The organism is Nonomuraea sp. NPDC001636 (assembly GCF_040298265.1).
In the GTDB taxonomy this organism is placed as follows: Bacteria; Actinomycetota; Actinomycetes; order Streptosporangiales; family Streptosporangiaceae; genus Nonomuraea.
Window position 1 is genome coordinate 150,206 of sequence record NZ_JBEOZT010000002.1, and the last position, 16,094, is coordinate 166,299.

The 16,094-nt window shown below is 72.8% G+C and carries 15 protein-coding genes; 8 read left to right on the plus strand and 7 right to left on the minus strand.

Annotated elements, in window-relative coordinates; translation table 11 throughout:
• Nucleotides 1-170: 170 nt before the first annotated feature.
• The 6 genes from ABT158_RS04435 to ABT158_RS04460 all read left to right on the plus strand — a co-directional run bounded on the left by ABT158_RS04435 (nt 171) and on the right by ABT158_RS04460 (nt 6,829).
• Complete coding sequence (locus ABT158_RS04435; protein ID WP_352350797.1) at nt 171-1,367, plus strand: ROK family transcriptional regulator; 1,197 nt, start codon at nt 171-173, stop codon at nt 1,365-1,367.
• Between the two features lie 65 nt (nt 1,368-1,432).
• Nucleotides 1,433-2,764, plus strand: coding sequence for an ABC transporter substrate-binding protein (locus ABT158_RS04440; RefSeq protein ID WP_352350799.1), 1,332 nt, complete (start codon nt 1,433-1,435; stop codon nt 2,762-2,764).
• A 6-nt stretch (nt 2,765-2,770) separates the two neighbouring features.
• Nucleotides 2,771-3,712 (plus strand): carbohydrate ABC transporter permease, encoded by a 942-nt coding sequence (locus ABT158_RS04445; RefSeq protein ID WP_352350801.1) that lies wholly within the window; start codon nt 2,771-2,773, stop codon nt 3,710-3,712.
• Complete coding sequence (locus ABT158_RS04450; RefSeq protein WP_352350803.1) at nt 3,709-4,599, plus strand: carbohydrate ABC transporter permease; 891 nt, start codon at nt 3,709-3,711, stop codon at nt 4,597-4,599. Before ABT158_RS04445 ends, ABT158_RS04450 begins: the two co-directional genes overlap by 4 nt.
• Nucleotides 4,596-5,855, plus strand: coding sequence for a family 4 glycosyl hydrolase (locus ABT158_RS04455; RefSeq protein WP_352350805.1), 1,260 nt, complete (start codon nt 4,596-4,598; stop codon nt 5,853-5,855). Before ABT158_RS04450 ends, ABT158_RS04455 begins: the two co-directional genes overlap by 4 nt.
• Complete coding sequence (locus tag ABT158_RS04460; protein ID WP_352350807.1) at nt 5,855-6,829, plus strand: N-acetylglucosamine kinase; 975 nt, start codon at nt 5,855-5,857, stop codon at nt 6,827-6,829. Before ABT158_RS04455 ends, ABT158_RS04460 begins: the two co-directional genes overlap by 1 nt.
• Nucleotides 6,830-6,902: 73 nt before the next feature.
• Here ABT158_RS04460 and ABT158_RS04465 read toward each other — a convergent pair whose 3' ends face one another.
• The 5 genes from ABT158_RS04465 to ABT158_RS04485 all read right to left on the minus strand — a co-directional run bounded on the left by ABT158_RS04465 (nt 6,903) and on the right by ABT158_RS04485 (nt 11,148).
• Nucleotides 6,903-7,388: an Lrp/AsnC family transcriptional regulator gene (locus ABT158_RS04465; RefSeq protein ID WP_352350809.1), complete on the minus strand. Its 486-nt coding sequence runs from the start codon at nt 7,386-7,388 to the stop codon at nt 6,903-6,905.
• Between the two features lie 23 nt (nt 7,389-7,411).
• The gene (locus ABT158_RS04470; protein WP_352326803.1) at nt 7,412-8,005 is read right to left on the minus strand and encodes a GTP-binding protein; all 594 of its coding nucleotides are present in this window, start codon (nt 8,003-8,005) and stop codon (nt 7,412-7,414) included.
• A gap of 248 nt (nt 8,006-8,253) precedes the next feature.
• Entirely contained in the window at nt 8,254-9,120 is an 867-nt protein-coding gene (locus ABT158_RS04475) for a terpene synthase family protein (protein WP_352350811.1), read from the minus strand.
• 143 nt (nt 9,121-9,263) lie between these two features.
• Nucleotides 9,264-10,028, minus strand: a complete 765-nt coding sequence (locus tag ABT158_RS04480; RefSeq protein WP_352350813.1) for a protein phosphatase 2C domain-containing protein — start codon at nt 10,026-10,028, stop codon at nt 9,264-9,266.
• 4 nt (nt 10,029-10,032) lie between these two features.
• Entirely contained in the window at nt 10,033-11,148 is a 1,116-nt protein-coding gene (locus tag ABT158_RS04485) for a M24 family metallopeptidase (protein WP_352350815.1), read from the minus strand.
• Between the two features lie 176 nt (nt 11,149-11,324).
• On the opposite strand from ABT158_RS04485, the gene ABT158_RS04490 reads away from it, so the two are divergent.
• Nucleotides 11,325-12,569, plus strand: coding sequence for a PP2C family protein-serine/threonine phosphatase (locus ABT158_RS04490; RefSeq protein WP_352350817.1), 1,245 nt, complete (start codon nt 11,325-11,327; stop codon nt 12,567-12,569).
• A 10-nt stretch (nt 12,570-12,579) separates the two neighbouring features.
• Nucleotides 12,580-13,473, plus strand: a complete 894-nt coding sequence (locus ABT158_RS04495) for a 5'-3' exonuclease (protein ID WP_352351778.1) — start codon at nt 12,580-12,582, stop codon at nt 13,471-13,473.
• On the opposite strand, the gene menD is transcribed toward ABT158_RS04495, so the two are convergent.
• Nucleotides 13,463-15,124, minus strand: a complete 1,662-nt coding sequence (gene menD, locus ABT158_RS04500; protein ID WP_352350819.1) for a 2-succinyl-5-enolpyruvyl-6-hydroxy-3-cyclohexene-1-carboxylic-acid synthase — start codon at nt 15,122-15,124, stop codon at nt 13,463-13,465. The genes ABT158_RS04495 and menD overlap by 11 nt on opposite strands.
• Entirely contained in the window at nt 15,121-16,014 is an 894-nt protein-coding gene (locus ABT158_RS04505; RefSeq protein WP_387675592.1) for an o-succinylbenzoate synthase, read from the minus strand. The genes menD and ABT158_RS04505 overlap by 4 nt, the downstream gene beginning before the upstream one ends.
• Between the last annotated feature and the right edge of the window lie 80 nt (nt 16,015-16,094).

Here is a 16,094-nt window from a genome sequence, read left to right on the forward strand (position 1 = left end):
CTGCTTGTTGTTGCGACAAACGATGACATTAGCACGCCTGTCGAGGCACTCCCATCTTCCCTTCCCCCTTCCGGGTCACGGCTTGGTTTCGCCCTCTTGACCAGCATGGGAGAACTCCCTATGTTCACGAGTTAGGAAAGTTTCCTAACTTCGTCGAAGGAGTCCTCCTGATGAGCGGTCCGGTTCCGGGAACGCCCAGCCTGCTGCGCGCGATCAACGACCGCGCGGCCCTGCGGGCGCTCCTCGAGCGCGGGTCGCTGACCCGCCCGGAGCTGGGCGCCCTGACGGGCCTGTCCAAGCCCACCGCCTCGCAGCTGCTGTCGCGCCTTCAGGACGCCGGTCTGGTGGTCCTGGACGGCATCAGGGAGGGCCTGCCGGGCCGTACCGCCGAGGTCTACCGGATCAACCCGGCGGCGGCCTACGTGGGCGCCCTCGACGTCACCCCCGACCGCATCGAGGCCCGCGTCGCCGACATCACCGGCACGGTCGTGGGCTCGTACACGCTGCCCACGCCCCGGCGGCCGGGCGGCGAGCTGGTCGACCGGCTGGGCGCGGCGCTGGCCGGCGCGAACCCGCCGGACAAGCTGCGCCGGGTCGTGATCGGCGTGCAGGCGGCGATCGACCCGGCCACCGGCCGGCTCGGCTACGCCGCCGCCAAGGACGTGCCCGGCTGGCAGATCGACGACCTCGTGCCCACCCTCAGCGCGGGTCTCGGCACGGCCGTGGACGTGGAGAACAACGTCAACCTCGTCGCCCTGGCCGAGCAGGCGCACGGCGCGGCGCGCGGGCATCCCGACTTCGTGCTGCTGTGGGCCGACGAGGGCATCGGCTCGGCCATCGTGCTCGGCGGTCGCATGCACAGGGGCGCGACCGGCGGCGCGGGCGAGGTGGGGTACATGCCGACCCCGGGCGCGCCGACGGCCCGCGAGGCCGGCCGCTACGCCAACCACGGCTACCAGGCGCTCACCGGCGGCCCGGCCGTGCTGCGGCTGCTGCGCTCCTACGGCGTGCACGGCACCGACTTCCGCCAGGCCATCGCCAAGGCGGTGCGCGTGGCGGAGGGCTCGGGGCAGAAGGCCGACGACGCCAAGGCGGGGCTGCGCGACATCGCCGCCCGCCTGGCGGTGGGCCTGGCGGCCATCACCTCCGTCATCGACCCCGGCCTGATCGTGCTGACCGGAGGCGTCGTGCTGTCGGGCGGCGAGCCGCTGCGCGAGCTGGTCGAGCACGAGCTGCACGCGCTCACCATCCCGCGCCCCGTCGTGCGGCTGTCGCACGTGGAGGGCAACCCGGTGCTGGCCGGCGCGCTCGACCTGGCCCTGGACACCGTGCGCGACGAGGTCTTCAGCTCGACCGTCCCTTCCTAGAGCCTCTTTCTCCATCCCGTTCCACCCTCCCTTCATGATCCCCCCAGCGGTAGGAGGCACCCCCCGTGCGCTTCGTCCCCCTGGCGGCCGTCGCGATCCTCGCGCTCGCCGCCTGCACCGCCGGCAGGGAGGCCGGGCCCTCGCTCGGCTCCCAGCCCAGACCCTCGGGCTCGGCCTCCGCGGCCCTCCCGGCGGCCACGATCCAGCTCTGGCACGGATTCTCCACCGACGCCGAGGTCAAGGCGTTCGAGGAGGCCATCGCCGGGTTCCACGCCAAGTTCCCGCAGATCACCGTCAAGGCCACCAAGGGCGTCCAGGACGACCAGATCACGCAGGCCATCCGGGGCGGCAACGCGCCGGACGTGGCGGCGTCGTTCACGACGGACAACGTCGCCCAATGGTGCAGGTCGGGATCGTTCCAAGACCTCACCCCGGTCATCAAGCAGGACGGCATCGACCTGTCGGTGCTGCCCGAGGTGGCACGTTCCTACACCGGTTTCGGCGGCCGGCAGTGCACGCTGCCGCTGCTGGCCGACGCGTACGGCCTCTACTACAACAAGGCCCTGATGAAGGGCAACCAGCCGCCCAAGACGCTGACCGAGCTGGCCGAGCTGGCCAAGAAGCTGACCGTGCGGGACGCGAACGGCGACATCAAGGTGGCCGGGTTCGTCCCCAGCACGCAGTACTACGAGAACAGCCCCAGCCACCTGGCCCCCATGGTCGGCGCCACCTGGTACAACGCCGACGGCACCTCGGCCATCGGCACCGACCCGGCGTGGAAGGCCCTGCTGCGCTGGCAGAAGGACCTCATCGACTGGTACGGCTACGACAAGCTGGAGAAGTTCCGCAAGAGCCTGGGCGACGAGTGGAGCGCCGACCACCCGTTCTACAAGGGCAAGATCGCGATGGTCCTGGACGGCGAATGGCGCAACGCCATGATTGCCAACGACGCCAAGAAGCTCGACTACGCCACCGCTCCCCTGCCGGTCGCCGACGACAAGCCCGACCTGTACGGCAGCGGCTTCACCGCCGGCACCGTCATCGGCGTCCCCAAGGGCGCCAAGAACCCGCAGCAGGCCTGGGAGCTGGTCAAGTACCTGACCACCGACACCAGCTCGCTGGTGACGCTCTCCAACGCCCTGCGCAACGTGCCCACGACCAAGGCCGCGATGGAATCGCCCGACCTGGCCAAGGACGCGAACTTCGCCACCTTCCTCGACGTCTTCTCCCACCCCAAGACCTCGACGCTGCCGCCGAGCGTCAACAGCGTGTTCAACCAGGAGGCGCTGGCGACCTTCGTCGTCAAGTGGGAGAAGGGCGCGGTCACCGACCTCGACGCCGGGCTCAAGGGCGTGGACAAGCAGATCGACGACAAGCTGAAGCTGTCCGGGGGCTGATCGGCGATGGCCTCCTCCCCCCACGCCGCGCCGCCGAGGCGGCGCGGCGAGGGCCTGCGCGCCCTGCTGTGGTTGTCGCCGTGGATCGTCGGAGTGTCGGTCTTCTTCGTCTATCCGCTGCTGTCCACGGTGTACTTCTCCTTCTACCGCTACGACATGACCAGCACGCCGGAGTTCATCGGGCTGGACAACTACGCCTACCTGCTGCACGACCCGCGGGTGGCGATGTCGGCCAAGAACACGCTGTGGCTGGTGGCGATCATGGTGCCGGCCACGGTGCTGTTCTCCCTGGCCCTGGCGCAGCTCGTGGTCCGGCTCAAGGCCGGCGTCGGCGTGCTGCGGACGATCTTCTACCTGCCGTCGCTGGTCCCGCTGGCGGCCGGGACGATCACCTTCGTCTTCCTGATGAACCCGGCCACCGGGCCGTGGAACAAGTTCCTGGCCCTGTTCGGCATCCACGGGCCCGACTGGTTCGGCGACCCGGCCTGGTCCAAGCCGAGCCTGACGCTGCTGTCGCTGTGGAGCTGCGGCCAGCTCGCCGTGATCTTCATGGCGGCGCTGCTGGACGTCCCCCGGCACCTGTACGAGGCCGCCGCCATCGACGGCGCCGGGGCCTGGCGGCAGTTCCGCAGCGTGACGCTGCCGACGATCGCGCCGGTGCTGATGTTCGCCCTGGTCACCAACGTCATCTACGCCCTGCAGTACTTCACCCAGGCGATGATCGCCTCCCGGGTGGCCTCGGGCTCGACCGACTCCCCCGGCTCCGCCTTCACCCCCGGCTACCCGGACGAGTCGCTGCTGACGCTGCCTCAGTGGCTCTTCCAGTCGGGCTTCCGCGACTGGACGATGGGCTACGCGTGCGTGCTGGCGCTGCTGCTGTTCGTCACGTCGATGATCTTCACGTTGATCCTGCTGCGGCAGTTCCGCCGGGCCGAGGAGGCGATATGAGCGCGACCATGACCGCCCCCGCCCCGCCCGCGGCCCCCGCGCGGCGGCAGGGGGTCAGAGCGAGGCGGCGGCGCACGCTGATGTGGATCGCCACGCACGCGACGGCGATCGTGCTGGCCCTGATGTTCCTGGCGCCGGTGGTGTTCCTGACGCTGACCGCGCTGATGACCGACGAGCAGGCGCTGACCGGCGACCTGTGGCCGCGCACGTGGAACTTCGACAACTTCGTGGTGGTGTTCGAGAAGTCGAAGCTGCTGCGCTGGGGGATCAACACGCTGCTGTACGCGGGCCTCGGCACGGTCTTCACGCTGGCCTCCTCGATCCCGGTGGCCTACGCGCTGGCCCGATTCCGCTTCCGCGGGCGGCGGGCGGCGTTCCTGCTGGTGATCACCGCCATGATGCTGCCGCCGCAGGTCATCGCGGTGCCGATCTACCTGGTGTGGGCCCGGCTGGGGCTGACCGACAGCCTGTGGCCGCTGATCCTGCCGATGTTGTTCGGCGACGCGTTCTCGATCTTCCTGCTCCGCCAGTTCCTGATCACCATCCCGCGCGAGTACATCGACGCGGCCAAGGTGGACGGCTGCTCGGACTTCAGGACGCTGGTGCGGGTGATCCTGCCGATGGCCCGTCCGGCGGTCGCCGCCGTCGCCCTGTTCCAGTTCTTCTACTGCTGGAACGACTACTACGGCCCGCTGCTGTACGCCGGCGTCGAGCAGGAGGGCTGGACGCTCTCGCTCGGCCTGGCCACGTTCAAGGCGTTCCACAGCGTCCAGTGGAACCTCACCATGGCCGCCACCCTGCTGGTGACCGCCCCGGTGATCATCGTGTTCTTCCTCGCCCAGAAAGTCTTCATCGAGGGCGTGACCTTGACAGGAGTGAAGGGTTGAAACTCGCCGTGGTCGGGGGCGGCTCGACGTACACGCCGGAGCTGGTCGACGGGTTCGCGCGGCTGCGTGACGAGCTGCCCGTGACGGAGATCGCCCTCATCGATCCGGATCCGTCCCGTCTTGAGCTGGTGTCGGGGATGTCGCGGCGCATGCTGGCGCACGCCGGGCATCCGGCGCGCGTGCTGGCCACCTCCTCGGTGGCCGAGGGGGTCGCGGGGGCCCAGGTCGTGCTGTTCCAGCTCCGGGTGGGCGGGCAGGCGGCCAGGAACGTCGACGAGACGCTGCCGCTGGAGTGCGGCTGCGTGGGCCAGGAGACGACCGGCGCGGGCGGCCTGGCCAAGGCGCTGCGCACGGTCCCGGTCGTGCTGGAGCTGGCCGAGACCGTACGCCGGCAGGCCCCGGACGCCTGGATCATCGACTTCACCAACCCGGTCGGCATCGTCACCAGGGCGCTGCTCGACGCCGGCCACCGGGCCATCGGGCTGTGCAACGTCGCGATCGGCTTCCAGCGCCGCTTCGCCGCCGGGCTGGGCGTCGAGCCCAGCCGCATCTCGCTGGGGCACGTCGGGCTGAACCACCTGAGCTGGGAGCGCTCGGTCCATCTCGACGGCCGGGACGTGCTGCCCGACATCATCGACCGGGCCGGCGAGGAGATCGCCGAATCCCTCGGGCTGCGGGTGGAGCTGATCCGGCGGCTCGGCGTCATCCCGTCGTACTACCTGCGCTACTTCTACGCCCACGACGCGGTGGTGCGCGAGCAGCGCGCCAAGCCGTCCAGGGCCGCCGAGGTGGCCGAGATGGAGACGCGGCTGCTGGAGATGTACGGCGACCCGTCGGTGGTGACCAAGCCGGAGCTGCTGGACCGGCGGGGCGGCGCGTTCTACTCCGAGTCGGCGGTGGCGCTGATCGCCTCGCTGCTCGGCGACCGGGGCGACGCGCAGGTCGTCAACGTGCGCAACCAGGGCACCCTGCCCTTCCTGGACGACGACGCCGTCATCGAGGTGCCCGCGGCCATCACCGCCGCCGGCGCCGCGCCGCTGCCGGTGCCGCCCGTCGAGCCGCTGTACGCGGGGCTGATCGCGCACGTGTCGGCGTACGAGACCCTGGCCCTGGACGCCGCCCGCCGGGGCGGCGCGGACCGCGTGCGCGACGCCCTGCTGGCGCACCCGCTGATCGGCCAGGACGACGTCGCCGAGGAGCTGACCGGCCTGCTGCTGGCGGCCAACCGCGAGCACCTGCCCTGGACGGTGGGCTAGTGGCGGGCCCCCGGCTGCTGCTGGCCGTGGACGGCGGCAACAGCAAGACCGACGTCGCGGTGGTCGCGGACGACGGCGAGGTGGTCGCGACCGGCCGGGCGGGCCCCTTCGAGCCGCAGAGCGCGGGCGTGGCCGCGGCCGTGGACGTGGTGGCCGAGGCGGCGGCCCGCACCGGCCTGCCGGCCCAGGCGTTCTGCCACGTGTCGGCCTGCCTGGCCGGGGCCGACTTCCCGGTGGAGGAGGAGGCGCTGGCCGCCGAGTTCGCCGCCCGCGGGTTCGGCGACGTGGTGGTGCGCAACGACACCTTCGCGCTGCTGCGGGCCGGCACGTCGGCCCCGTGGGGGGTCGCGGTGGTGTGCGGCGCGGGCATCAACGCGGTCGGCGTCTCCCCCGGCGGCCAGGTCGCCCGCTTCCCCTCGCTCGGCCGGATCAGCGGCGACTGGGGCGGCGGCCAGGGCGTGGCCGAGGAGGCGCTGTGGCACGCCGTGCGCGCCGAGGACGGCCGCGGCGCCCCGACGGCCCTGGCGGAGCTGGTCACGGCCCACTTCGGCACGGCCACCGTCGAGGAGCTGGTCCTCGACCTGCACTTCGGGCGCGTGGACGAAGGGCGGCTGCACGAGCTGGCCCCCGGCGTGCTGGCCGTCGCGGCGGCCGGGGACGCGGTCGCCCGGTCGCTGGCCCAGCGGCAGGCCGAGGAGGTGACCGTGATGGCCGAGGTGTGCCTGCGGCGGCTCGGCCTGCTGGGGACGCCGGTCGAGGTGGTGCTCGGCGGCGGCATGCTGACGGCCCGGGACCCGCTGCTGACGCCGCTGCTGGAGGCGGCGTTCGCGGCCAGGGCGCCGCGGGCCGAGCTCGTGGTGGCCGAGCTGCCGCCGGTGGCGGGGGCGGCGCTGCTGGGGCTGGAGCACCTGGGGGCCCCGGAGGCCGCGCTGGCCCGGCTGCGCTCGCACTTCGCGCTCCCGGTCACCCGCTGACCCGCCCGCCGACGTCCGTGTCCGGCTTGCCGGGTACGGGCGCCGGTCCTGCGGGGGCGGCGCCCGGCGGGCTTCAGGCGGAGGCGTTCTGGTCGGGCTCGGCGGGCGTGACGTCGGGGGCGACGACGGGGGCGCGGTGCTCGTAGGGCGTGCTCAGCACCACGGTGGTGCGGGTGGAGACGTTGGCCGAGGCGCGGATCTGCTGCAGCAGGTCCTCCAGCGCCACCGGCGAGGCCACGCGGACCTTGAGGATGTAGCTCTCGTCCCCGGCGACGCTGTGGCAGGCCTCGATGGCGCTCAGATGGGCCAGCCGCTCGGGGGCGTCGTCGGGCGCGGCGGGGTCGATCGGCTTGATCGACACGAACGCGGTCAGCGGCAGCCCGATCGCGTCGTGGTCGATGACGGCGGCGTAGCCGCGCACGACGCCGCGCTTCTCCAGGCGGCGTACGCGCTGGTGGACCGCGGAGACGGAGAGCCCGGTCTCCCTGGCCAGGTCGGTGAAACTCATGCGGCCGTCGTGGGCGAGCAGCGTGACAATCCGGCGGTCGATCTCCTCCATCGGTCAAAGGTAGCCGGTGATGGTCACGACATGGTCCCGACGGGAGCGACCCCTCGGTTCATCGCGTGCTCGACCAGGGTGATGAGCACCTGGCGGCCGGAGTCGCGCCTGCGGGCGTCGCACAGCACGATGGGCACGTCGGGTTCCAGCCCGATGGCCGAGCGCACCTCGCCGACGGTGAACGGGCGGGTGCCCTCGAAGCAGTTGAGCGCGATGATGAACGGCTGCTCGCGCTTCTCGAAGTAGTCGACGGCCGGGAAGCAGTCGGCCAGGCGGCGGGTGTCGGCCAGCACCACGGCTCCGAGCGCGCCCATGGCCAGCTCGTCCCACACGAACCAGAAACGTTCCTGGCCCGGGGTGCCGAACAGGTAGAGCATGTAGTCGTCGCGGATGGTGATGCGGCCGAAGTCCATCGCGACGGTGGTGGTGAGCTTGCGCTCGACGCCCGACAGGTCGTCGACGTGCGTGCCGACGTGGGTGAGCGCCTCTTCCGTGCGCAGCGGGCGGGTCTCGGAGACGGCGCCCACCATGGTGGTCTTGCCCGCGCCGAATCCGCCGGCGATCAAGATCTTGATCGCGGTCGGCAGCCGCCAACGGTCGACGCGACCGAATTCCATCCAGCACCGCCCGTACAGGTCCCGCGCACGTCGTGGCCTTCGCGCATGGTCAGTGAAATCTGTCAAGGCGCGTGGTGAAGGCCGTCCGGCGTGCCTGGCATCGAGCCACCCTAGCAACGCCACATTTTCCACTCAAGACGAATACTTTTACAACGAACCAAATGTCACGATTTATCGTCGCTAGTCCCATAAATCGCCTGACGGGCGACGGGCGGTCAAGAGACTTGTCAGCTTGTTCGACGAGATCGTTAGGTTGCGGGGCCCAGGTCCGAAATTCCGGTGAAGCCGGCGTTGAAGCCGATCCGCCGGCCCAGGTAGGCGGCCGTCCGCGGGCTGCAGCCGCGCAGCGCCTCGATCGAGCCGGTCGCCTCGCGGGCCAGGCCGGCCATCGCCGTGGTGACCTCGCCACCGGTGACCCCGAGCGCCAGGACGTTCAGGTCGCCCCAGCTCAGGTCCCTGCGGTAGGAGGCGACGTCGCCGAGCAGGTGCAGGTACCGCTGCACCTGGCGGCTGACCGTCCGCAGCTCCTCCAGGTGGCCCGTGGTCCAGCCGTCACCGGTGTAGATCCAGTGGGACAGGTCCACGAAGCAGGAGCCGCGGCTGTCGGCGTTGTCGAGGTAGCGCTCCAGGGTGGGCACGGCGCCGGTGTCCCGCCACACCCAGGCCCTGGCCATCCCGGCCAGCGTCCGGGCGAGCTGGTCGTGCCAGAGCCGCCGCGCCGGCCCGAACCCCTCGACGGTGGCCAGCTCGTCACGCAGGTCGGCCAGGAAGCGGGTGACCGGCGACCGCGGCACCGCGCCGCCGGCGACCTCCATGCACTCGCCCGTCAGCCGCTCGACCTGCTCGCGGGTGGTGGCGGTGTGGTCGACCAGACGGCCGACGGCCAGCACCCACAGGGCGCTGCGGTTGACCGCCTTCAGCCCGCCCGCGCCCGCCCAGGGGGCGCTGAAGGCGGTGCCGAGCGTCAGGGCCTGGTAGAACTCGGTGTCGAAGGCGGCGCCGGGGAACAGGCCGTCGTACAGCTGGGCGCAACGCCGCAGGTCTCTGCCGCACTCGGCGGCCAGGGCGCAGGTGCGGCCGAGCCGGTACGCCTCCTCCAGCTCCTCGCCGGGCACCCTAGGGCCGCCCGCACGGCACACAGCTCATGGCGACGCCCCCCAACAGCCGGCCGGACGCATGCACCTGCGGAAGAATTCTTTCATGATCACATACACCCATCAAGCCGTCCCCGCCTCCGCGAGCCGGCGGAAGGGCGGCGTCAGACGGAAGGGAAGGCGGCCCAGAGGGCGGTGGCGTCGTCGTGGGGCTTGCCGCGCACCGCCCCGCGTTCGACCTCCAGCCCCCGTACGGCCGAGATCACCGCCCCCGGCCCCCCGCCCACCAGCTCGGCCAGCACGGACTCCCAGCTCCACCCGTACCACTCCACCAGCCGGGTCACCCCGTCGGTGAACAGCCCGGCCCCCAGCAGCCCGGACGCCTCCACGACCCCGCTGACCGCCTGACCGGCGGCCTCGGGCCGGGTGGAGGCCACCCAGAACCCGCCCTCGGCGTTGCGCAGGCGCCGCACCAGCTCCGGCGAGTACGGGCGCCCGCCCGGCAGCCGCTCCACCCGGTCGTCGCCGATGACCTCGGCCCCGCCGTCGGCCCGCGCGAGCACCACCGGGGAGTCACCCAGCACGAGGTACTCCACCACTCCCCCGCCCAGGCGCATCATGGCCACGGTCGTGGACGGCGAGTCGGGGTCGCCCAGGTCGCACGTGCCCGCATGGGCGCCCATGGTGACGGAGATGGCCTCGGCCAGGATGTCGGCCAGCGGCGAGCGCCCGCCGGCGGCCAGCCCGGCGGCCAGCGCCCCGCCGAGCCGCCCGACCAGCCAGGCGACCCCGTGGGCGCAGCCGCCGCCTGCCCCGGCCGCCGCCGTGGCCCCGTCGAGGACGACCGCCCACGAGGGCCCGGCCACCGCCAGGTCCTCGTTGGGCCGCGCCGACCCGGGCCGGGTGGCGTACCTGACCTCGGCGAACATGCCGTTACGGCTGGACGGTCACCAGCTCGCGCGGCGTGTTGTTCAGCCGCTCGCCGCCGGTCTCGGTGCAGACGACGATGTCCTCGATGCGGGCGCCGTGGCGGCCGGGCAGGTAGATGCCGGGCTCGACGGAGAAGGCGAACCCGGCCTCCATCGGCTCGTCGTTGCCCGCGACGATGTAGGGCTCCTCGTGCGTCTCGATGCCGATGCCGTGGCCGGTGCGGTGGATGAAGTAGTCGCCGTAGCCCGCCTCGGCGATGACCTCGCGGGCCGCCGCGTCGATCGACTCGCACGACACGCCCGGCCGCACCGCGGCGCAGGCGGCTTCCTGGGCGCGGCGCAGCACCTCGTAGTAGGCGGCGAACTCGGCGGGCGGCTCGCCCACGCTGTAGGTGCGGGTGGAGTCAGAGCAGTAGCCGTTGTGCAGCTGGCCGCCGATGTCGACCACGACCGGCTCGCCGGCCTGGATCACCCGGTCGGACACGTCGTGGTGGGGGCTGGCGCCGTTGGGCCCGGAGGCGACGATGACGAAGTCGACCGTGGCGTGGCCGGCGGCCAGGATCGCCTCGGCGATGTCGCGGCCCACCTCGCGCTCGGTGCGACCGGCGCGCAGGAGCTCGGGCACCTGCCGGTGGACCGCGTCGATGGCCTCGCCGGCCTCGCGCAGGGCCGCCACCTCGGCCGGCGACTTGCGCATGCGCAGGTCGCGCAGCACCGTGCCGGCCAGCACCTGCTCGGCCTGCGGCAGCACGTCGCGGAAGCGCAGCGACGACATGGCCCACATGCGGTCGGCCAGCCCCACCTTGGCCACCCGGCCCAGCCGGGAGGCGGCGATGCTGTAGGGGTCGTCGGTCTCGTCCCAGGCCACGAACTCCAGCCCGAGCCGGGAGGCGGGCGAGGCCTGCGCGGCCGGCAGCTCAAGGCGGGGCACCATCATGTACGCCTCCCCCGAGGCGGGCACCACGAGGCAGGTCAGCCGCTCCAGCGGCTTGGCGTCGTAGCCGCTGACATAGCGCAGGTCGGGCCCGGGGGTGAGCAGCAGGGCGTCGAGGCCGGCCTTGGCGGTGGCCTCCTGCGCGGCGGCAAGACGGGACACGGGATACAGGTCTGAGGACGTCACGAGCCAAATCTACTCGGACGCCCGGTGGCCCCACTCCAGCAGGCCGCTTGTCCGCCGAGGGCTAAAATCCGCGAAAACTTCTCACAACATGAGAGCCCATAACTACACTCCGTTCCACATTGATCACGTAGTGTGGGACCAATTGTCCAGTTCCACTGCACTTTGAGAGTGAGGCCATGGTCGACTTCGCAGGCGCGGCAGAGCTGGTCAGGGAGGCCCCGCACGGGCGGGCGCGCGGGGCGGGGGCGGAGCTGCTGGCCGTCCGGCTGGCCCACGCCGAGCGGCTGGGCAACATGGGCTGGGCCGAATGGAACCTGCGCACCGGGGCCGCCATCTGGTCCGACCAGGTCTACGCGATCTTCGGAAGAGACCGTGAGGAGGGGCCGCTGTCCCTGCCCGACCTGGCCGCCATGGTCGAACCGGCCGACCTCGACGCGCTCGACCGGCTGCTGTGGCACGTGGTGGAGGGCGTCGAGCCCGTGCACGCCGAGTTCCGCGTCAGGCGCGGCACCGGCGAGCTGCGCGACCTGCGCGTCGTGCTCGAACCGCTGATGTCGCCCGGCGGCCCGGTCGGCATGCACGGCGTCATCCAGGACATCACCGGCCGCCGCAGGGCCGAGCGCATGATGTCGGAGTCGCGCCGCCAGCTCCTGGAGGCCCGCGAGCAGGCGGCCGAGGAGCGCAACGTGATGCTGGCGCTGCGCGAGGCCATCCTGCCCGCGCCCACCGGCTGCCTCGACCTGCCGGGGGCCAGGATCGCCGTCCGCTACGTGCCGGCCGAGAAGACCGCCAGCCTGGGCGGCGACTGGTTCGAGGCCGCGACCACGCCCGACGGCCGCCTGCTGCTGGCCATCGGCGACGTGTCGGGCCACGGCCTGCCCGCCATCGCCCACATGGCCCACCTGCGCCACGCCCTCGTCGGCCTCACCATGACCGGCCGGCCCGCCGACCGCCTGCTGTCGTGGCTCAACGACCTCGTCCTGCACCAGCTGAAGGACACCACCGCCACGGCCGTCATCGGCCACCTCGACCCCGAGACGCTGCTGTTCACCTGGGGGCAGGCGGGCAACCTCGACCCGATCCTGGTGCGCGGGGGCCGGGCGACCCTGCTGGGCAGGCCGCGCGGCGTGCTGCTCGGCGCGGTCTCCGGCCGCCCCTACGAGCTGGCCCACACCCGGCTGCGCCCCGGCGACCTGCTGCTGATGTTCACCGACGGGCTGGTCGAGCGGCGCACCCGCGACATCGACGTCGGCCTGGAGCTGGTGCTCGCCGCCGCCGCGAGCCTGTCCCCCCACGACCTCGAAGCCGGGCTCGACCGCCTCCTGGCCGACATCGGCGGCCCCAACCCCGAGGACGACGCGTGCCTGCTGGCCGTCGCCGTCCCGGAGCCGGACGGGAAGGCGGCGGGAGTGCGACCATAGACGGGTGCTCATGCTTCTGGACACACCGTCCCTCTACTTCCGCGCCTTCTACGGCGTGCCCGAGTCGGTCAAGGCGCCCGACGGCTCCCCGGTCAACGCGGTGCGCGGGCTCATCGACATGATCGCCACACTGGTCCGTCAGCATTCCCCGGCGGCGCTGGCCGCCACCATGGACGCCGACTGGCGGCCCGCCTTCCGGGTGGCGGCGATCCCGACCTACAAGGCGCACCGGGTGGCCCACGGCGACGTCGAGGAGGTGCCCGAGGCGCTGGTGCCGCAGATCGCGGTGATCAACCAGGTCCTCGACGCCGTGGGCATCGCCCGTCCCGAGTCGCCCGGCTACGAGGCCGACGACGTGATCGGCACCCTCACCCACCAGGCGCGGGGGGCCGTCGAGATCGTCACCGGCGACCGCGACCTGTTCCAGCTCGTCGACGACTCCCGCCCGGTCCGCGTCCTGTACACCGCGCGCGGCATCCGCAACCTGCAGTTCGTCGACGAGGCGTTCGTCACCGCCAAGTACGGCGTGCCCGGCCGCGCCTACGCCGACTTCGCCACCCTGCGCGGCGACCCCAGCGACGGCCTGCCCGGCGTGCCCGGCGTCGGCGAGAAGACGGCGGCGGCCCTGATCACCCGGTTCGGCTCGCTCGCCGCGCTGCTGGAGGCGCTCGACTCCGGCGTCACCGAGGGCTTCCCGGCCGGCAGCCGCAACCGCCTGGCCGCCGCCCGCGACTACCTCGACGCCGCGCCGGCCGTGGTCCAGGTGGCCTCCGACGCGCCGCTGCCCGCCGCCGACCTGACGCTGCCGGACAAGCCGCGCGACCCGGAGGCCCTGGTGGCCCTGGCCGACCGCCACGGCCTCGACAGCCCGCTCAACCGCCTGCTGGAGGCGCTCAGGAGCTGAGGAACTCCCGCACGGCGTCCTGGGCCGCCTCGCGCAGGCGGCCGTGCACGGCGGCGTTCTCCTCGCGGTCGGTGCGCACCTCCACCACCCGCGGCCCCTCGCCGCGCATCGCCTTGGACAGCTCGCTGACGTCCCCGAGCAGCGTGTACGGCGTCCCGCTCGCGGCGGCGGCGTAGGCCAGGTCCACGCCGTGCGGCGTGCCGAACACCCGCTCGAACGGGTCGCGCACCGCCGCCTGCGGCAGCAGCGAGAAGATGCCGCCGCCGTCGTTGTTGACGACCACCATGCACAGGTCCGGCCTGGGCTCGCGGGGGCCGAGGATCAGCCCGTTCTGGTCGTGCAGGAACGACAGGTCGCCGAGCAGCGCGTACGAGGGCCCGTTGTGCGCCAGCGCGGCCCCCATGGCCGTGGAGACCAGCCCGTCGATGCCCGAGGCGCCCCGGCTGGCCATCAGCCTGATGCCGCGCCGCGGCCGCATGAACTGGTCGAGGTCCCTGATCGGCATCGAGGAGCCGCAGAACAGCAGCGCGCCGTTGGGCAGCGCGTCGGCCAGGTCGCGGGCCAGGCGCGGCTCGGAGGTGCCGGAGACGTCCAGGACCGCGTCGAGGGCCGACCGGACGGCCGCGTCGGCCTGCCGCCAGGCGTGCAGCCAGCTGTCGTCGCCGGAGGCCACCGGGATCTCCACGGCCTGCGCGACCTGGGTGGCCGACCTGGTCGGGTCGGGCCAGCGGTCGAGGTCGGGGGCGACCACGATGTGCTCGTCCGTCCGCTTCAGCCAGGACAGCAGCGGCCGCGACAACCCGGGCCGGCCCAGCGTGACGACCACGTCGGGGCGGTGGGAGTCGGCGAACTCGGGCGTGCCGAGCAGGTAGTGGTAGCTGGAGATGGAGTGGTCGCCGTAGCGGGCGCCGCCGTTGGGCTCCGACAGCACCGGCCAGCCGGCCATGCCGGCGGCGGCCACGTAACGCCGGACGTTGGCCGCGCCGTCGCCGACGACCAGCACGCCGCGCCGGGTGGGCGGGATGTGCAGGGCGATGGGCGGGGGCGCGACGCGGGCCCGCACCCAGGGGCCGTTCGCGCCGCCGTCGAGCGGCTCGGACCAGCTCGTGTCGCCGTCGGGGATGAGCGGCTCCCGGAAGGCCAGGTTGAGGTGCACGGGGCCGGGGTTGGCCGCCCCGGCGGCCCGCTGGTAGGCGCGGCAGGCCAGCGAACGCCAGTAGGCGACCATGCCGGGACGGTCTTCCGGCACGCCGACCTCGGCGAACCAGCGGACGGCGGTGCCGTACAGCTTGACCTGGTCGATCGTCTGGTTGGCGCCGGTGCCGCGCAGCTCGGGCGGACGGTCGGCGGTCAGCACGAGCAGCGGCACGCCAGACTCGTCGGCCTCGATCACCGCCGGGTGGAAGTTGGCCGCGGCCGTGCCGGAGGAGCAGATCAGCGCCACCGGCCGCTCGGAGCGCTTGGCCAGGCCGAGCGCCAGGAAGGAGGCCGAGCGCTCGTCGATGCGCACGTGCAGGCGCACCCGCGACTCGGCGTGCAGCGCCAGGGCGAGGGGGGCCGAGCGGGAGCCGGGGGCGAGCACCACGTCGGTCAGGCCGCAGCGCACCAGCTCGTCGACGAGCACGGTGGCCAGCGCGGTTGCGGGGTTCAAAGTGACGCCTCCTGCATCCGGCCCAGCCACTGGGGAGATTCAATCTCAAATTCCGACAAATGCTGAAAATTCACCGAGGGGCGGCGCACCGGAAGCCATCCGTCCACGGGCACCAGCGAGTCGTCCACCACGTCGCCCGCCAGCAACGACATCGTGCCCAGCCCGCACGCGTACGGCAGCGACGGCAACGCCGCCGCCAGCGCGACCCCCGCGGCCAGCCCCACCGACGTCTCCACGGCGCTGGAGACCACGGCGGGCAGCCCGCACGCCTCCACCACCCGCAGCGCCGCGCGCACCCCGCCCAGCGGCTGCACCTTGACCACCGCGATGTCGGCCGCCTCGGCCGCCCTGACCTTCAGCGGGTCCTCGGCGCGCCGGATCGACTCGTCGGCCGCGATCGGCACGTCGACCGCCCTGCGCACCGCCGCCAGCTCCTCCAGGGTCGCGCACGGCTGCTCGGCGTACTCAAGACCGAACCGGTCGAGCCGCTTGAGCCGGGTGACGGCCTCGTCGACCTCCCAGGCGCCGTTGACGTCGACCCTCAGGCGCCCGGACGGCCCGAGGGCGTCACGCACGGCCTCCACCCGCGCCAGGTCGTCGGCGAACGTCTGGCCGCGCTCGGCCACCTTGACCTTCGCCGTGCCGCAGCCGGAGCGGCGCACCAGCTCGTGGGCCTGCTCGGCGTCGACCGCCGGGACGGTGGCGTTGACCGGGACGCGGTCGCGCACCGGCTCGGGCCAGCCGTCGAAGGCGGCCTCACGGGCGCACGCCAGCCAGCGGGCGCACTCGCGCGGACCGTACTCGGGGAACGGGGAGAACTCGCCCCAGCCCGCCGGGCCGTGCAGCAGCACGCCCTCCCTGACGGTCTGCCCGCGAAACCGCGTCCGCATCGGAATCCGGAAGACCACGGGAGAACGCGTCACGACCCTACCCTGCACCTGTGTCCGACCTGTCGCCATTAACCTTACGA

Coding starts and splice junctions, on each gene's coding strand:
- ABT158_RS04435 (WP_352350797.1), top strand. CDS start 171: ATGAGCGGTCCGGTTCCGGGAACGCCCAGCCTGCTGCGCGCGATCAAC.
- ABT158_RS04445 (WP_352350801.1), top strand. CDS start 2,771: ATGGCCTCCTCCCCCCACGCCGCGCCGCCGAGGCGGCGCGGCGAGGGC.
- ABT158_RS04450 (WP_352350803.1), top strand. CDS start 3,709: ATGAGCGCGACCATGACCGCCCCCGCCCCGCCCGCGGCCCCCGCGCGG.
- ABT158_RS04465 (WP_352350809.1), bottom strand. CDS start 7,388: ATGGAGGAGATCGACCGCCGGATTGTCACGCTGCTCGCCCACGACGGC.
- ABT158_RS04470 (WP_352326803.1), bottom strand. CDS start 8,005: ATGGAATTCGGTCGCGTCGACCGTTGGCGGCTGCCGACCGCGATCAAG.
- ABT158_RS04480 (WP_352350813.1), bottom strand. CDS start 10,028: ATGTTCGCCGAGGTCAGGTACGCCACCCGGCCCGGGTCGGCGCGGCCC.
- ABT158_RS04490 (WP_352350817.1), top strand. CDS start 11,325: ATGGTCGACTTCGCAGGCGCGGCAGAGCTGGTCAGGGAGGCCCCGCAC.
- ABT158_RS04495 (WP_352351778.1), top strand. CDS start 12,580: ATGCTTCTGGACACACCGTCCCTCTACTTCCGCGCCTTCTACGGCGTG.
- ABT158_RS04505 (WP_387675592.1), bottom strand. CDS start 16,014: ATGCGGACGCGGTTTCGCGGGCAGACCGTCAGGGAGGGCGTGCTGCTG.